This is a genomic window from Streptomyces hokutonensis (assembly GCF_000376565.1).
GTDB lineage: Bacteria > Actinomycetota > Actinomycetes > Streptomycetales > Streptomycetaceae > Streptomyces > Streptomyces hokutonensis.
On record NZ_BARG01000030.1, the window covers coordinates 109,418 to 125,044 of the forward strand.

The following is a 15,627-nucleotide window of genomic DNA, read 5'->3' on the forward strand; positions in this document are numbered from 1 at the left end:
GCCGGTCGAAGCGGACCGGCAGGCCGTCGCGGTCGGCCCACCGTGGCGTGATGAGCTCGGCAAACCAGGCCTCGGCTTACGCCGCGAGTTCACCCGGGGTCAACCGCAGGATTTCGGCGACCAGTTCGCCGCGGTTGAGTCGACGGACCGCGGCGAGCAAGTGAGTGCATCGGTACGTAGCCGAGCGTGCCGCTTGAGCAGGTCCGCGGACGCGAGGCGGTCAACTATCACGGCAAGCAGCCGGGGCGGCGCGGTCCCCCTCGGCCATGCGGTCGCCGGAAGTCGCCGAGCAGCGAGCAGTCGGAGCCCGGGGCATCCAGCTTCAGGCTGAGGCGGTACTTCCGGTCCAGTCGGCATCGCACGGACTCGGCGGCCTGCCGGCCGGTGGGGTTCTCCGCGTACTGCGCAGCAGCACCGAGACCATCGTGAGACGGGCCGGCGACAGGTCAAGCCGCCCGTCGGCCGGGATAACCGGTCAGTGAAGTACTCGGCTGTGAACAGTTCGTTCAGCCAGCCGCGCACCCATATCGCCGCCGGAACTATTGATCAGAGCCCCTTGTCATGACCGCCGTCGGACGGGCGGGCGTCCTGTGCCCACTGTTCCGGGAATCAGCCGATTTCACGCCAAGCGCCTTGAACGAGAGTCCCGGCGGCGGCACACAGGCGATACACCCTGCTCGCCACGATCGAAGCGCTTCAACCTGGTGCCGCAACCACCTTCTCGAACTGATGTGGCACGCCTGCTCTTTGCCGCCCACATCCCTTCCGTGGAGGCGATCAGGCCATCTTCATCGAAGCGCGTCATCGCACGCCGGGGCGCCCCTCATCCTGGAACGTTCGTCAGCGACCGGGAGGAGAAGAGTGAACGCTGAACGACGCCACGCCGCCCACCCCGATGTCGTCGCACAGACCACCGGCCTTGTGAACTTCCTGCGGGACATGGTGCACAGCAGCCATCAACGGCAGCGCGACGACCGGAGCCGGGAGCGGGAGCGGCTGTGGCTGGCCGACCTGCCTGAGCAGGTGAGCAGGCCCACGCCGCGCGACGACGGAATGATCCTTCGGCTGGACCACGTATCGCAGTCCACGCCGCCAGAGTTGCCTGAGGTACTCGACGGATGGGTCGACCCGCTGCTGTGCATGGACGCGGACGGGATCGACCCGCCATTGGCCGAGCACGGACCGGGGCGCAGTCACCTGCCGGCCCTCAGCGGCGCCACGGCGGAGGACGACGGCGCCACCGTGTCGCGCGACGAGGCCGGCGAGGTGCAGCGGGCGTACGGGCCCTGGCTGGACCGGTGGCGCAAGTGGGCCGAGCGGGAGCGGCGCGAGCGTCCGCTGCGCGCGCTGTACGACAAGGTCTACGCCTGGCACCAGCGGCTGGCCCTGGAGGACGACCGGACCGAACTCGTGCTTGCGGTCGGCCTGTTGACGTGGAGCCAGCCGGACGCGGACACGGTGCACCGGCATCTGCTCACCCAGCGGCTCGAGACATCCGTGGACCGCCGTACGGCACGGGTGACCGTGCGGCTGTCCGCGGAGGGCGCTCTGCGTCTGGAGGACCAGGACTTTCTGGACACCGGTGACGGCTGGGTACGGGAGCGGGGCGCGGCTCTGGCGGAGGAGATCGCCGCACGGTCGACGCACCCGTTGCACCCTGACGCGCTGGAGCTGCTGTCGCAGTGGCAGGAGCGGGCCACCGAGCAGCGCATCGCCTTCAGCGCACGCTGGCAACCGCCGCAGGCGCCGGAGCCCGCAGCACGCCTGACGTATGCCCCGGCCCTGGTGCTGCGGCCCCGGAACCTCAACGCTCTGCTGCGCGTGTACAGCCAGATCGCCGACGCCATCGTGGCCGAGGGACACGCGCCGCTCGGGCTCGCCCAGATGGTGATGAACCCCGACCCGGCCGAGCGTGCGGCGTGGGACGGTCGCGGGATGGACCGGGCCCCGTTGTTCGGGGACGACCCGCTCTTCCCCGGCAAGACGAACGAACAGCAACGCAGCGTGCTACGGCGCCTGGAGAAGGAGACCGGAGTCGTAGTGCAGGGTCCGCCGGGCACGGGCAAGACGCACACGATCGCCAACCTGTTGTCTGCCCTGCTCGCGCAGGGCCAGCGCGTCCTGGTGACCAGCGCGAGGGACCAGCCCTTGACGGTGCTGCGCGACAAGCTGCCGCCTGCCGTTCGTGACCTGTGCGTGCTGCTGCTGAGTTCCACCCGTCAGGACGGCACGAGTGAGCTGGACCGCACCGTCACCGCGCTCACCGAACAGGTGGCCGGCGCCGACACCGAGACGCTGCACGGCGAGATCGAGCGGCTCAGCAGGTTGCGCCTGGACACCCGCGGCCGGATCAACACCCTCACCGAACAGGTGCTCTCACTGCGGGAGGAGGAGTACCGGCACCGCGCTGTCGCCCCCGGCTACGACGGGACACTCGCCCAGATCGTGCAACGGGTCCAGGACCAGGCAGAGGCGAACGGCTGGATCGGAGCACTGCCCGAGGGCGCCACGACCGCACCGCCCCTCACCGCCGAACAGGCTCAGGAACTAATGCTGTTGCTGCGCGACGGCGCGGGCGAACCGCGGTCCGGCGGCGCGCTGCCCGCGCTGGAGCAGGTGCCTTCCGCGCACGAGGTGGCAAACACGTTCGCCGCAAGCCGCCTCACCGACGAGGGGCTTACGCCGCAGACGGTGAAGCTGCGCAATGAACTCGCCACGCTCGCCCCTGAGATCACCGACGAGGTCACTCTCCTCCTGGAGAGTGCCGCCACCTCCCTGCACCACCTCGGTCTCACCGCTGACACCACCCGCTGGGGCAACGACTCCTGGATCACCCGCGCACTCACCCAGCGCCTGGCTCGCACCGACCTCGCCCTGTGGGACCGCGTCGCCGCCACCACCACGGAGATCTCCGCAGCCCGGCGCTCCATGGAAGCGTCCGGGCTGCGGCCCATCCGCCTGCCGCAGGACCTGGACGCTGACCAAGCCGGGCGCATGGTCACCACTGGCCAGGCGTTACGCGATCATCTGGAGGCCAAGGGCGGCCGCCCCGTGCGCGAACGGATGCAGCCTCTGGCCTCGCGCGCGCAGAAGAACGCCCACGAGATCCTCACCCTGTGCACCATCGACGGCCGCGCCCCACGCACGGTCGAGGACCTCGACCACGTTCTGGCCCGGTTGCGCGCCCATATCGCGCTGGACGCGGTGGCCGTGCGCTGGCAGCAGGCCGGAGCCCCGCTCCCCAACGCCGACATCGAGGTGCAGCTCGCCGAACTCGACGGCCGCACGGCCCAGTTGCAGCACATCGCCGCATTCGCCCGGGCGCGCGAGAACGTCGACGCGCTCCTGGTCCGGCAAGGTGTGCGCCTGCTGCTCACCACCCGGGAGACGTGGCAGGACCTGGTGCTCGCGATGACCGCGCTGTCCGGGCGCCGCGCCGCCGACGACGCGCTCGCCCAACTCGCCCGCTGGGACGCGGACCTGAGCGCCACGCCGGCTGGCGAGCATCCATCAGAAGAGGCCCGGGCGCTCGTCACGGCCCTGCGCGACCAGGACCTCGACGCCTACGCCAAGGCTGTCGAGGCCTTGGAATTGGCGCACCGGCAGGACGCGAACCGACGGCAGTGCGCCCAGCTCCTCAACACCCTGCGCGCCGCGCACCCGCTCCTGGCAGGTCGTCTGCTGGACGAGGCCCACGATCCCGCGTGGGATCACCGCCTGGCGGCGCTGGAACGCGCCTGGGCCTGGGGCAAGGCCGCCCAGTTCATCACCGTACGACGTACGCCCGGCCTGGAACACAAGCTCGATGCCCAGCTGACCGAACAGGAAACACGCCTGGAGGAGGTGACCGGTGAACTCGCCGCGGCCTGGGGCCGGTTGCACTGCCGCCAGAACATGACACAGGAACAGAAGTCGGCCCTTCAGGCATACCGCACCCACATGGCGTCCGTCGGACGCGGCAAGGGACGAAGTGCCGGGCACTTCCGGGCCGCCGCCCGCGAACGGATGACCGTGGCGCAGGGCGCGGTGCCCGCCTGGGTCATGCCGATCGCTCAGGTCGCCGAGATGATCCAGGCCCAGCGCCACTCGTTCGACGTCGTGATCGTCGACGAGGCGAGCCAGGCCGGCATGGACGCCCTGTTCCTGCTGTGGCTGGCTCCGCGGGTGATTGTCGTCGGCGACGACAAACAGTGCGCCCCTCCGCTCTCTGGCAAGGGCCGCCACCAGGCGATCCGCGACAAACTCGCGGCCCACCTGCCCGACATGCCCACCGGCCTGCGCGAGCTGTACATGCCCCACACCAACCTCTACGGCCTGCTGACCACCTTCTTCCCCGAGGTGATCCGGCTCGACGAGCACTTCCGCTGCGTCCCGGAGATCATCAACTGGTCGTCCAGCACCTTCTACGACAACAAGCTGCTGCCCCTGCGCCAGTACGGCGGCGAACGCCTCGAACCCCTGCGCACCACCTTCGTCGAGGACGCCGCGACCGTCGGCAGGGAAGGCCGCATCCACAACCCCAAGGAAGCCGAAGCCATCGTCGAGACCCTGGAACGGATGACGGCCGATGCGGTCTACCAGGACAAGACCATTGGCGTGATCGTGTTGCAGGGCTTCGGGCAGACCAAATTCCTGCAGAACCTGATCGAGAAGCGGATCTCGCCGACCGCCCGCGAGCACCACCGCATCCGGGTCGGCAACGCCGCATCGTTCCAGGGCGACGAACGGCACGTCATCCTGCTGTCGATGGTCGTCACCGATCCACCGCGTATCGCCGGCGGTTCCCGCCCCGAACAGCAGGCCTACAACGTCGCCGCCAGCCGGGCCCAGGACCAGATGTGGCTCTTCCACTCCGTGCCGCACGACCGCCTCAGGACGAACGACCTGCGGCTCAACCTCCTCACCTACATGGACAACCCGCCCGCGGCACTGGCCTTGGCCCATGACATCGGCCCGGTCCGCCCCGACGTGCCCACCCAGCCGTTCCAGTCCCTGTTCGAGCAGCAGGTCTATCTGCAGATCAAGGAACGCGGCTACCACGTCCTGCCCCAGTACCCCGCCGGTACGAAGAGCATCGACCTGGTCGTCGTCGGCGCCCGAGGACGACTCGCCGTGGAGTGCGACGGGGAGTACTTCCACCACACCACACGCGAGCAGATCGACCGCGACCACCAGCGTGACCGCGAACTGCGCCGGGTGGGCTGGCGCTTCTGGCGCGTACGGGAGAGCGAGTTCCGCTTCGACCCGGAAGAGGCACTGAACGGCCTGTGGGACGAACTCGACCGCCTGGACATCCGCCCGGCCGACTACTCCTCCACCCCGGCCGCACCCACGACCAGCGCTCCGTGGACGCCACTCGCCCTTCCGGACGCAACCGACGACACCGAGGCCGACGAAGCGGACACCTCCAGCGAGCAGGACGCGACAGGCATGGACGACAACCACACGGACGGCGACGACGGCCTGGAGGTCTCCGCATGACACAGACCCAGGGGGCCATGTCGGCCCCGCTCGACACCAACACCCTCAAGGAACTCGCCCGCGTCATCTGCGGCGACGACCACCTCTTCTACCGCAGAGCCTTCGAGATCGCCCACTTCCTGCAGAACGCCGGCTGGCGCGACGTACCGGATATCGACGGGGAATCCCGCGCCGAGTGGACGCTCGACCGCCTCCTGGAACGCCGCACACAGCCCAGCGAACTGGAGAAGGTTCTGCTCCGCCTGGCCGACGCCCGCGAGTACTACGACGAACCCGACCAGCTCCCCAAGGTCCTCGCGGCCGTCAACACCTTCCTCGTCCACGAAGGTCTCCGTCTCGAGAACCCCGGCGGCCGACCACGCCTCGTGCCCTGCGACCCCGCACTCGCCCACCCCGGCCAGCACGCCCCGGTCGAACTCAAGGCCACCATGGCCGACATCATCGCCGACGAGCGCATGGCCACACTGCTCCAACGCCGCCTGGACGAGGCACGCACCTGCTTCGCCAACGGCGCCCACGTCGCCGCCGTCATCATGCTCGGCAGCCTCCTCGAAGGCGTCCTGCTCACCGCGGTCCAGGAACGCGACGCCACCCTGCTCGGCAGGAAAGGCCCCAACAACATCAACCTCGGAGAACTGATCGACATCTGCTACAAGGCACGCTGGATCGACGCGGACGTGACGAACTTCAGCCACGCCCTGCGGGACTACCGCAACTTCGTCCACCCCCACCGCGAATTCCGCGAAGCCCACACACCCGACCGCGACACCCTCAATGTCTCCTGGTACGTCGTGAACGGCGCCCTCAACGACCTCGCCGCCACCCGGCCCAGTTGATGCGCCATGCAGGGGCGGCGATCGCCGCCCCTGCAACGGTCACCCACGCAGCACAGAGAGGTACCCGATGGCTGTGTCTGAGTTTGGCTGAGCAGACTCGCCGGCTCTCTACACGGCGGGAGCCTCTGTGAAGACGTCATCGATGCGGAGCCGCGGGGTGTGGGGCCTGTTCTGCTTCTTCGCACGTCCGGTCCTGACCAGGATCTGGGGGTAGCCGTCCACCTCCAGACGCTTTGCCAGCCTCGCCCGCGAGTCGTCGTCGCACGTCGCGGCTGCGAAGGTGTCGAGCGCGAGCCGCTCGGATGTCGTCCTCAGGAACAGCTCCTCGTGTGCCATGCCGGCCCGGATCCAGTCGTGCGGAGCGTCGCCCGGGGTGATGAGGACGACAATCATCGGCGCGTCGGTGAGCTGTTTGCGGTCCTTGATCGAGAACCAGGTTCCGATCTTCGCGTGGCGCACGACGAACGGCGCGAGAGGCGAAATGGGCCCAGGAATCCCCTGCCCCGACGCCGGCATCCCCGTGCGCTTCGTCGTCGTGTTCGGGTGGACGTGCTGAGCGAGCTCGCCGCGGAAGGTCTTCGAGTTGATGAGCTTCTTTGAGCTGATCGAGGTGAGGTGCGCGAGGGCCCGCTTGTCGTCCGCCGAGGTGTAGGTGCGGACTTCGACGCCCGCGACCTCGAAGTCCGTGAGCCGGGCCTTCAGCGGCTCGCTCAGTTCCTCTTTGTAGAAGTTGGATCGGTTGGAGATCCTGCGCGTGATGGCATCGATCCAGTCGGTCGACGGCTCGGCGTCATCCCGGGCGTCGGTGAGCGTAACCCTCACGTATGACTCGGTGCCCTCCCCGACGATCTGCGCGTCCGCAGTAAGCCCATAGCATTCGGCCGCACGGACGAAGTTGCGGGCCGTTGTGCCCAGGGCCATGAAGGTGATGCGGTCGTTCGGGTCCGACACCCGCAGGACCCGCGACCACTCGAGGTTGATGAGCAGTGACCCGGACTCGTGATCGATCTCGTATCTCCACGGCTGGGCGTTGTGGCCCGACGGCGCGAGAATCGCGAAACGCAGCAGAAATCTGATCTGCGCGGCCCGGTCGCTCGTCGGGAACCCGGTCCGCTGCGGGGCCCACTCGGGGAAGGTCATCTTTGTCATGTCTGTCTTCTCCTGCCGATGGGAAACAGCCGCTCCTGACGCATAGTCAATCTGTGAACGGCTTTCGACTCGGCACGTTTGATCACTCTTACCGACGTCGCGTTCTGTTTCAGGTCCAGACCGATTTACAGATTCGAAGGGTTCTTCGGTGATCCGTACAGCGAATGCAGGCGTTCATCAAGGTTGGCTGCCGCACGTTCGCCATTCTCAACAGAGTTGGCGGTCCCGGAGAGCGCGAGGTACTCGCCGGCGAGCTGAATGGCATCGTCCGGAGCCAGAGTGCGGCGAATGTTTGCCACCGTGTCGTAGAACCCGCGGTATCTTGAGTTCGTCGCGAATCCCCACCGTACGATATGGGCGAACTCCAACTCCGCGGAAAGCCCAGGAATGACCGTCTCCATCTCCCGAATCATTTCGGGAAGCAACTCTTCGTCAGGGCGTTCAAGTACTTCCTTGCTGTGTTCGCTCACCCAGTGACCGGAGATCACGGCCTTGCCCGGCGGAACGGAATCGGGCATCGAGTGGGAGTCGACCACGGTGATGGCCAGGCCCAGGCCGGCGGCGCGGGGCACGGGAATGAGGGTCGGCACATCCGCCGGCAGGCGGCGCAGGGCGAAGATTCCCTTGAGCACGCTCTTGTGGCGCACGGAGCCGATCAGTTCGCGCTGCCGGTCGGACAGGTCGCGGTAGACCGGCAGCAGGTCCTGTCCGTTCATGGCGAGAACGGCGCCGCGGGTGGTGAGCGTGTGCTCACCATCGCTGTCCCGCCATACGGTGCGAACGCCGCCGGAGACATGCCGGACGTCCCGGGCGACGGCTCCGGTGCGCACATCGACGAAGGATGCCAGCCGTTCGGGCAGGAAATTGATGCCGCTCGGATATTCCAGTGGCCCGCCGCCGAGCTTGCTCAGCGAGAGAAAGAGGTCAACGACTGACATGTCGGCCGTTTCCCCGAGGTAGAGGGCGCGGAGGAAAGGATCCAGCACGTAGTCGAGAATCTCTTGGTTGAGTCTGCGAAGCGCGTACGAGGCAACGGTCTCGTTGTCGAGTCTTGCTGCCGCCTGGTAGGTCTTGTCACCTGCCAATCGGCGGCGCCAGCGCAGCACGTCCACGGCGAGACGAGGCATCAACATTTTGCTGCGGAACGAGAGTAGATCGGTCCCGACAAGGTCGAGGACTCCACCCAGACCACCCCGGCGGACGAGAAAACGCATACGTCCGTCCCGCGGCATGCCCACGGTAACAGCGAGTGGCTTGAACGGTTTCCCGAGGCCGGAGTCCTCGGTCAACTGAAGGATGTTGGTGAAGGATGCCGGCAGAATCGTCGCCCCTCGGTTGAGCACGAATCCGTCGCGCTCGATGCTGGACATCCTTCCGCCGACCGACTCCGCCGCTTCGAGAACAGTCACACTCCAGCCCTGCTGATGAAGGCGAAAGGCTGCTGCAAGACCGGCGATTCCTCCCCCGACGACCACAACATCCGAGTCGTACACGAGAGGAGGCGCGTTGTCCGTCGCCTTACCAGGAGACTGCTCAGAGGTGTTCATCGTGTCGCCTTTCCTCGTACGGTGTCGCTGAGCGCGGACAGCACTCGGTCGGGGCGGATGGGCAGGTGACGGTGGCGTACACCGGTCGCGTGCCAGACGGCGTTGGCGATCGCCGCGGCCGGTCCCACGTTCCCGAGTTCGCCGATGCCCTTGAGCCCGACCGGGTCGTCAGGGTCTGGCGGTTCTTCCACCCACGTCGCTTCCACCTTGGGCACGTCGGCGTGTGCGGCGATGTGATAGCTGGCGAGGTCCGCTCCGACGATCCCACCCGTGACCTCGTCCAGGACCGCCTCTTCGTGCAGGGCCATGGAGATGCCCCAGATCATGCCGCCGGTGAGCTGGGAGCGGGCCGTCAGGGGGTTGACGATCGGGCCGGCGGCGAAGACGCCGAGCATGCGCCGCACCCGCACTTCGCCTGTGGTGGTGTCCACCGCGGCCTCGGCGAAGTGGGCTCCGTACGTGTGCCGTTCCTTCGGCGCGTTCTGCATGAGGCCGACGACGGCGGCGGTGGTGTCCGACCTGGCCGTGATTCCCTCGGGCGGGATGGTCATACCGGGGATGAGCATGTTCCGCAGCTCGTCGACCGCGATCTTGATCGCCCAGCCCCAGGACCGCGTCCCGGTCGAACCGAGCGCGATGACCGCCGGGGGAAGCGAGCTGTCCCCGATATGGATCCGTACCCGGTCCGGTACGACGTCGAGGGCCTCGGCGGCGATCATCGTGAGCGTGGTCCGGGCGCCGGTGCCGATGTCGGACGCCCCGATGCGGACGGTGAAGGTCCCGTCCGGTTCCGCGGTCACGGCTGCCGTGGACGGCACGGACATCACGAGGTGGGTGGCCGCCGCGGTGCCCGTGCCGATCAGCCAGCGCCCGTCGCGGCGTATGCCGGGACGGGGGTCGCGCTCGCTCCACCCGAACCGGCGCGCTCCCTCTTGGAAGCAGGCGACCACATTGCGGCTGCTGAACGGCAGCCCGGACACCGGGCCGCGTTCGGGCTCGTTGCGGATACGCAGCTCGATCGGGTCGATGCCGCTCTTCTCCGCGAGTTCGTCCATGGCGCACTCCAGGGCGAACGCCCCGGGTGTCTCGCCTGGTGAGCGCATGAACGAGGGGGTCGGCACGTCGAGCCGGACGATCTCGTTGGAGGTGTGGTGAGCGTCCGCGTCGTACATCACCCGGGCCACGGCGGTGGTGGGCTCGGCGAAGTCGTACGTGGTCGAGGTCATGGCGAGGCAGCGGTGGCTCAGTGCCCGCAGTCGCCCGTCGGCGTCGGCGCCGAGCCGGACCCGCTGGACGGTGGCGCTGCGGTAGCCCGTCAGCGCGAACACCTGGCGGCGGGTGAGGACCACGCGGACGGGGCGTTCCAGCTTGGTCGCGGCCATCACGGCGGCGACCTGGTGCACGCTGATTTGCCCCTTGCCGCCGAAGCCGCCGCCGACGTGCTCGGCGCGTACCCGCACGGTGGCCGGGTCGAGGGAGAACAGCTGCGCGAGGAGCTGTGCGATGTAGCCGCTGCCCTGGTTGGCGTCGACGACCTCAAGGGTGCCCTCGTGCCAGCGGGCCACGGCCGCGTGCGGCTCCATCGGGTTGTGGTGCTCCTGCGGAGTGGTGTACTGCGCGTCCACGACGAAGCTCGACGCCGCGAGTTCGGCCTCCAGGTCTCCCTTCAGCGTCACTCCCGGCCCGGTCACCTGGCTGTCCAGCGCGACGGCATCCGGGCGATCGCCGGAGAGCAGGATGTCGTGGGGCTCGGTCTCGTAGTGCACCACGAGGGCTTCGGCGGCTTCCCTGGCCTGTTCGGAGGTCTCGGCGACGACCAGTGCTGCCGGCCAGCCCGCGCAGGGAATCCGGTCGTCCTGGAACAGAGCGACGAGGGAGTCCGGAGGGGTGCCCAGGAGCGGAATGACGAAGCCGGCGTCCACCGGCAGGGCGTTACCGTGATGCAGGACCTCCAGCACACCCGGCATTGCGAGAACGGGAGCGGTCTCCACCGAACGGATGCGGCCACGAGCGGCGGTGGACAGCACCAGCCAGCCGTGGGCCAGGTCGGGGAAGGGGACTTCGGCCGCGTAGCGGGCCGCTCCGGTGACCTTTTCCCGGCCTTCGACACGGGTCAGCCCGGTACCGACGGAGCGGGTGGCTTCCTTTCCTGCGGTGACGGTCATCGGGTTCCCTCCTGGACCAGGGTGGTGAGCTCGGAGACCACGAGGTTGCGGATCAGCGTCACCTTGTACGCGTTGCCGGCCAGCGGCCTCGCCGCGGCGAGTTCGGCGTCGGCTGCCGCGGCGAAGGCCTCGGCGTCCGCCGGGCGGCCCACCAGCAGCCGCTCGGCCGCCCGGGCACGCCACGGCCGCGATGCCACTGCTCCGAAGGCCAGGCGCACGTCGTGGACGATGCCGTCCCGAACGTCGAGCGCGGCGGCGATCGAGCCGATCGCGAAGGCGTACGAGGCCCGCTCGCGCACCTTGCGGTAACGGGAGTTGGCGGCCACCCGGGCGGGCGGGAGCGTCACGCCGGTGATCAGTGCCCCTGGTGGCAGAGCCGTCTCCCGATGCGGGCTGTCGCCGACCGGGAGATAGAACTCGGTGAGCGGCAATTCGCCCGGCCCTTCGGCCGTCTCGTACTGGACGATCGCATCGAAAGCGGTCAACGCGACACCCATGTCCGAGGGATGCGTGGCGACACAATGGTCTGAAGCGCCCAGGATCGCGTGGTTGTGGTGTTCACCCGTGATGGCGGGACACCCGCTGCCCGGGGCACGCTTGTTGCAGGGCTTGGCCAGGTCCGCGAAGTAGGGGCACCGCGTGCGCTGGAGCAGGTTGCCACCGACCGTGGCCATGTTGCGCAGTTGCCCGGAGGCACCGGCCAGCACCGCCTGTGCCAGTGCCGGGTAACGGCTACGGACCTCAGCATGAGCAGCCAGATCGCTGTTGGTCACAGTCGCACCGATCCGCAGCCCGCCTTCCCGGGACGGTTCGATCCGGTCGAGGGGCAGCCGCCGGATGTCGACAAGCCGGGCGGGGCGTTCGACACCGCACTTCATGAGATCGACGAGGTTGGTGCCACCGCCCAGGAAGCGAGCTTCCGGGTCGGCGGCGAGCAGCGCGACAGCGCCCGGGACATCTCCCGCGCGCTGGTACTGGAATTCCTTCACCGTCTCGCCCCCTCGGGCCGGGCTGTCACGGCAGATGCCTTGCCGGGGGCGTCAGCCGCGCGTGCGACAGCCTCGACGATCGCCACGTACGCACCGCAGCGGCACAGGTTGCCGCTCATTCGCTCCCGTATTTCCTCCGCCGTCAGTTCCGGCTGTCCCGCCTCCGGCCGCACATCTCCGGTCACCGCGCTCGGCCAGCCCGCCGCATGCTCGGCGAGCACCGCGACAGCCGAGCAGATCTGTCCCGGAGTGCAGTAACCGCACTGGTATCCGTCCAGATCGAGGAACGCCTGCTGCACCGGGTGCAGCCGGTCATCCTCCGCGAGCCCCTCGATCGTGGTGATCTCACGGTCCTCGGCCGCCATCGCGAGCTGCAGGCAGGACACCACCCGCCGCCCGTCGAGCAGGACGGTGCACGCCCCGCACTGACCCTGGTCGCACCCCTTCTTGGTCCCGGTCAGGTCCAACCGCTCGCGCAGCGCGTCGAGCAGGGTCGTGCGATGGTCAACGGGCAAGACGTGTTTTTCACCGTTGACCTTCAACGTGATCATGCTGGTTGTTGATGTCATGCGCTGCTCTCTCTCACGTCAGGACAGAAGCCGGTAAACGCGACCGGTTGAAAGATGACGAAAACCGAGATGTACGACATGGCGGCTCCACATCGGGTGCGCCCTTCGGCTCATATCCGTGCTCGTTCTCGTGGGCGCGTAGAGACGAGCAGTGCGCTTAGGCCATAAGCGCCCCTTCTCCCTCGGTAAGTGCGGTGCGGAACGCGGTGGCGAGCGCCGCCCTGTCTCCGGACAGGCTGAACAGCCGGGCGTGTTCGGCGAGCGCGGTGATGCCGCCGGAGCCCCAGCCGGGGACGGCGAGGTACTCCGTGCCTGCCGCCCGCACGGCGGCGAGGAAGCGCTGGTGCAGCTTGTCGATGTCGGGATGGGTCACGTCGCCTTCGCGGCCCAGGTCCTGGGCGAGATCGAACGCGCCGAACAGCAGCCCGTCCAGGCCGGACTCGCGGGCGATGGCCTCGACGTTGTCCATGCCTTCGGCGTCCTCGACGACCCCGAAGGCGAGGACGTCCTCGTCGGCGCGCCGGCGATCGGCGGTCCAGTCCGGGCTGTGATGACCGAACGCACGGGTGGACGCGCACGCTCCCCGGGTGCCGGCCGGGCCGAACCGCGTCGCCTTGGCGATCGCGGCCGCCTCCCCAACGGTACGGACGTGCGGCGCGATGATCCCGGCGGCGCCGGTGTCCAGTACGCGCTGGATGAAGCTCGCCGAGTGGTCGGGAACGCGCACGATCGCGTCGATGCCGGACGCATCGGCGGCGCGCACGATCCCACCGATGTCCCCGAGGTCCATCGTGCCGTGCTCGGCGTCGAGCCAGACGAAGTCGGCACCGGCGTACCCGGCGATCTCCGCGATGTCCGGGCTCGGCAGCTGGAGCCTGATGCCGAAGGCCCGGTCGCCCGCCTCCAGCTTGTTCCTGATCCGACGGTGTGGCTTGCGCATACCCGACTCCTTCAGCAGGGTGCCGCGTTCAGTCGATCTGGGAGTGCGAACCGATGCGGTGCCAGGCCCGGTTGACGTACACGAGCCCGTCGCTGGAGGCCAACGCGTCGAACGACTCCGACCGGACGCTGGATTCGAGGGCCTCGGCCACGATCACCGTCGAGCCGCCGGCTTCCATACGGCTGTGGACGCGGGCGCGGATCCACACCGGCGCCTCGGTGAAGACGGCTTCGCCGGTCGCGAGCCGCGCCCAGCGCGTCGTGTCGGCGAACCGGTCGATGCCGCTGGTGGCTCCCAGCTGCGCCAGGTCGAGGGTGCCGGCGTTGAGGAGGTGGATGACGACCGTGTCGGCGTCCCTGATGGTGGGTGTGCTGGAGGACAGGGCTGAGAGAGAGAACATGATGAGGGGCGGCTCGGCGCTGACCGGTGACACCGACGTCGCGGTCAGTGCCACGGGGCCGGTGCCAGCGTCGGCCGTGATGAGCGACACCCCGCCCGGGTAGAGGCGGAACGCCAACTTGAAGGCGTCCGCGGTCAGTACGGGGCTCGGCTCGGCCACTGCCACGCCGTGGCCGCTCAGGTCGTCGCTGCGGGGGGAATGGGCGTTCATGTCGCTACCTTCGGTTTCGCTGATCGTGAAGAGGTGTGCCGGGCGGGGCTGGTCAGCCCTGCGCGGCGGTGGCCATGTAGTCGATAGCGGCCCGGCGCCAGTTGAGGGTCACGTGGTGCGAGGCCATCTCGACGTCCCGCTTGGCGAGGGAGACCGGGTGCGCGGGGTTGCCGCCCTTGGCGCCGACGAGGGAGGCGATCCGCTGGACGTTGCGGAGGGCGATACGGGTGACGAGCGCGTTGTCGCGGGTGTCGCGCATCAGCTCCGTGGGGGTCGGGGGCTGGTGGGCGGCGGCCCGCCGCGAAGCCTCCAGGCTGCGCTGGTCGACGAGTGTCCTCGCCATGTCCAGCTCGCCCGCGGCCTCCGCGAACTCGGTCGCGACGTATTCCTGGTCGGCGAGCTTGGCGACGCCGCCCACGGCGCTGGCGACTCGGGTCGCCGACGCGGCCGTCTCCGCGAAGTGGTCCGCCGCGCCCAGGGCGGCGCCGACGGCGACCGCCGCGAACGGGAACCGGCCAGCCGCGGGCCAGGACGACCACAGTGAGTCGAACGTCGGGTGCAGTGCGCGCCGCTGCTCCAGCAGCGGGCGGATCTCACGCATCGGCAGGATCCGGCGGTCGGGCACGAACACGTCCTCGATCGCCATCGAGCGGCTGCCCGTTCCCCGCAAGCCCGTCGGGAACCAGTCGTCGATCACCACGGCTTCCTTCTGGTCGACGAGGAACATGTGCCCCTCACCGTTCTCGCCCGCGGGCGCGTTGAACATCAGCCACTTCGAGAAGTCCGAGCCACTGCAGAACCCCCACTGGCCGCTCAGCCGGTAGCCGCCCTGTACCCGCTCCACCTTGGCCTTCGGGTTCAAGTTGATGTTTCCGGCGAGCGTCGCGTACGGGTCCGGCCCCCAGACCTCGTCCTGCACCTCCTCGGGGAAGGCGAGCAGGGCGATGTTGCCGGCACTCAGGACCGAGAAGACCCAGGCGGTGGAGGCACAGCCGCGGGCCAGCGTCAAAGTCACCATCGCGTGCTCGTGATCGGTGAGCTCCAGCCCCTCGTACTTCTTGGGCTTGAGGATGTGGAGGAAACCGGCGTCCTCCAGCCGCCGGTAGGTGTCGCCGGAAATCCGTCGGGAGTCGTCGGTCGCAGCGGCTCCTTCACGCAGCAGCGGCACCAGGTCCTCCGCCGCCCGCAGCACGTCGTCCGCGGTCAGGGAGGAGTCGGGCCCGGGGCGTACGTCCTGTGCGAGGCTGCTCGTCGCGGGGGTCTGGTTCGGCATTCCGTGGCCTTCTTTCTGGGAAGTCGTGCTGTGCTGAGTGGTGTGCAAATGGCGCGACGGGCGGGCCC

The 15,627-nt window shown here is 68.7% G+C and carries 10 protein-coding genes; 2 read left to right on the plus strand and 8 right to left on the minus strand.

Annotated elements, in window-relative coordinates; all coding sequences use genetic code 11:
* Positions 1-861 precede the first annotated feature (861 nt).
* Positions 862-5,481: a PDDEXK-like endonuclease domain-containing protein gene (locus SSP08S_RS17220; protein ID WP_019068852.1), complete on the plus strand. Its 4,620-nt coding sequence runs from the start codon at positions 862-864 to the stop codon at positions 5,479-5,481.
* Complete coding sequence (locus SSP08S_RS61730) at positions 5,478-6,317, plus strand: hypothetical protein (protein WP_019068853.1); 840 nt, start codon at positions 5,478-5,480, stop codon at positions 6,315-6,317. Before SSP08S_RS17220 ends, SSP08S_RS61730 begins: the two co-directional genes overlap by 4 nt.
* Positions 6,318-6,425: 108 nt before the next feature.
* Here the strand turns inward: SSP08S_RS61730 and SSP08S_RS17230 are convergent, their stop codons facing one another.
* The 8 genes from SSP08S_RS17230 to SSP08S_RS17265 all read right to left on the minus strand — a co-directional run bounded on the left by SSP08S_RS17230 (position 6,426) and on the right by SSP08S_RS17265 (position 15,559).
* Positions 6,426-7,466 carry an Acg family FMN-binding oxidoreductase gene (locus SSP08S_RS17230; protein ID WP_019068854.1) on the minus strand — a complete coding sequence of 347 codons (1,041 nt, stop codon included), beginning with the start codon at positions 7,464-7,466 and terminating at the stop codon, positions 6,426-6,428.
* A gap of 125 nt (positions 7,467-7,591) precedes the next feature.
* Positions 7,592-9,013, minus strand: a complete 1,422-nt coding sequence (locus tag SSP08S_RS17235) for a protoporphyrinogen/coproporphyrinogen oxidase (protein ID WP_078532442.1) — start codon at positions 9,011-9,013, stop codon at positions 7,592-7,594.
* Positions 9,010-11,178, minus strand: a complete 2,169-nt coding sequence (locus SSP08S_RS17240; RefSeq protein ID WP_019068856.1) for a xanthine dehydrogenase family protein molybdopterin-binding subunit — start codon at positions 11,176-11,178, stop codon at positions 9,010-9,012. The genes SSP08S_RS17235 and SSP08S_RS17240 overlap by 4 nt, the downstream gene beginning before the upstream one ends.
* Positions 11,175-12,167: an FAD binding domain-containing protein gene (locus SSP08S_RS17245; RefSeq protein WP_019068857.1), complete on the minus strand. Its 993-nt coding sequence runs from the start codon at positions 12,165-12,167 to the stop codon at positions 11,175-11,177. The genes SSP08S_RS17240 and SSP08S_RS17245 overlap by 4 nt, the downstream gene beginning before the upstream one ends.
* Positions 12,164-12,718 carry a (2Fe-2S)-binding protein gene (locus tag SSP08S_RS17250; RefSeq protein WP_019068858.1) on the minus strand — a complete coding sequence of 185 codons (555 nt, stop codon included), beginning with the start codon at positions 12,716-12,718 and terminating at the stop codon, positions 12,164-12,166. Before SSP08S_RS17250 ends, SSP08S_RS17245 begins: the two co-directional genes overlap by 4 nt.
* Positions 12,719-12,893: 175 nt before the next feature.
* Complete coding sequence (locus tag SSP08S_RS55430; protein WP_019068859.1) at positions 12,894-13,676, minus strand: HpcH/HpaI aldolase family protein; 783 nt, start codon at positions 13,674-13,676, stop codon at positions 12,894-12,896.
* Positions 13,677-13,704: 28 nt separating this feature from the next.
* The gene (locus SSP08S_RS17260; protein WP_019068860.1) at positions 13,705-14,286 is read right to left on the minus strand and encodes a flavin reductase family protein; all 582 of its coding nucleotides are present in this window, start codon (positions 14,284-14,286) and stop codon (positions 13,705-13,707) included.
* A gap of 52 nt (positions 14,287-14,338) precedes the next feature.
* Positions 14,339-15,559: an acyl-CoA dehydrogenase family protein gene (locus tag SSP08S_RS17265; protein ID WP_019068861.1), complete on the minus strand. Its 1,221-nt coding sequence runs from the start codon at positions 15,557-15,559 to the stop codon at positions 14,339-14,341.
* Between the last annotated feature and the right edge of the window lie 68 nt (positions 15,560-15,627).

Bases quoted from the DNA above. Each gene is read 5' to 3' on its own strand.
- SSP08S_RS17265 (WP_019068861.1), bottom strand. From the start codon at position 15,559: ATGCCGAACCAGACCCCCGCGACGAGCAGCCTCGCACAGGACGTACGC.
- SSP08S_RS17230 (WP_019068854.1), bottom strand. From the start codon at position 7,466: ATGACAAAGATGACCTTCCCCGAGTGGGCCCCGCAGCGGACCGGGTTC.
- SSP08S_RS17250 (WP_019068858.1), bottom strand. From the start codon at position 12,718: ATGATCACGTTGAAGGTCAACGGTGAAAAACACGTCTTGCCCGTTGAC.
- SSP08S_RS17235 (WP_078532442.1), bottom strand. From the start codon at position 9,013: ATGAACACCTCTGAGCAGTCTCCTGGTAAGGCGACGGACAACGCGCCT.
- SSP08S_RS61730 (WP_019068853.1), top strand. From the start codon at position 5,478: ATGACACAGACCCAGGGGGCCATGTCGGCCCCGCTCGACACCAACACC.
- SSP08S_RS17260 (WP_019068860.1), bottom strand. From the start codon at position 14,286: ATGAACGCCCATTCCCCCCGCAGCGACGACCTGAGCGGCCACGGCGTG.
- SSP08S_RS17240 (WP_019068856.1), bottom strand. From the start codon at position 11,178: ATGACCGTCACCGCAGGAAAGGAAGCCACCCGCTCCGTCGGTACCGGG.
- SSP08S_RS55430 (WP_019068859.1), bottom strand. From the start codon at position 13,676: ATGCGCAAGCCACACCGTCGGATCAGGAACAAGCTGGAGGCGGGCGAC.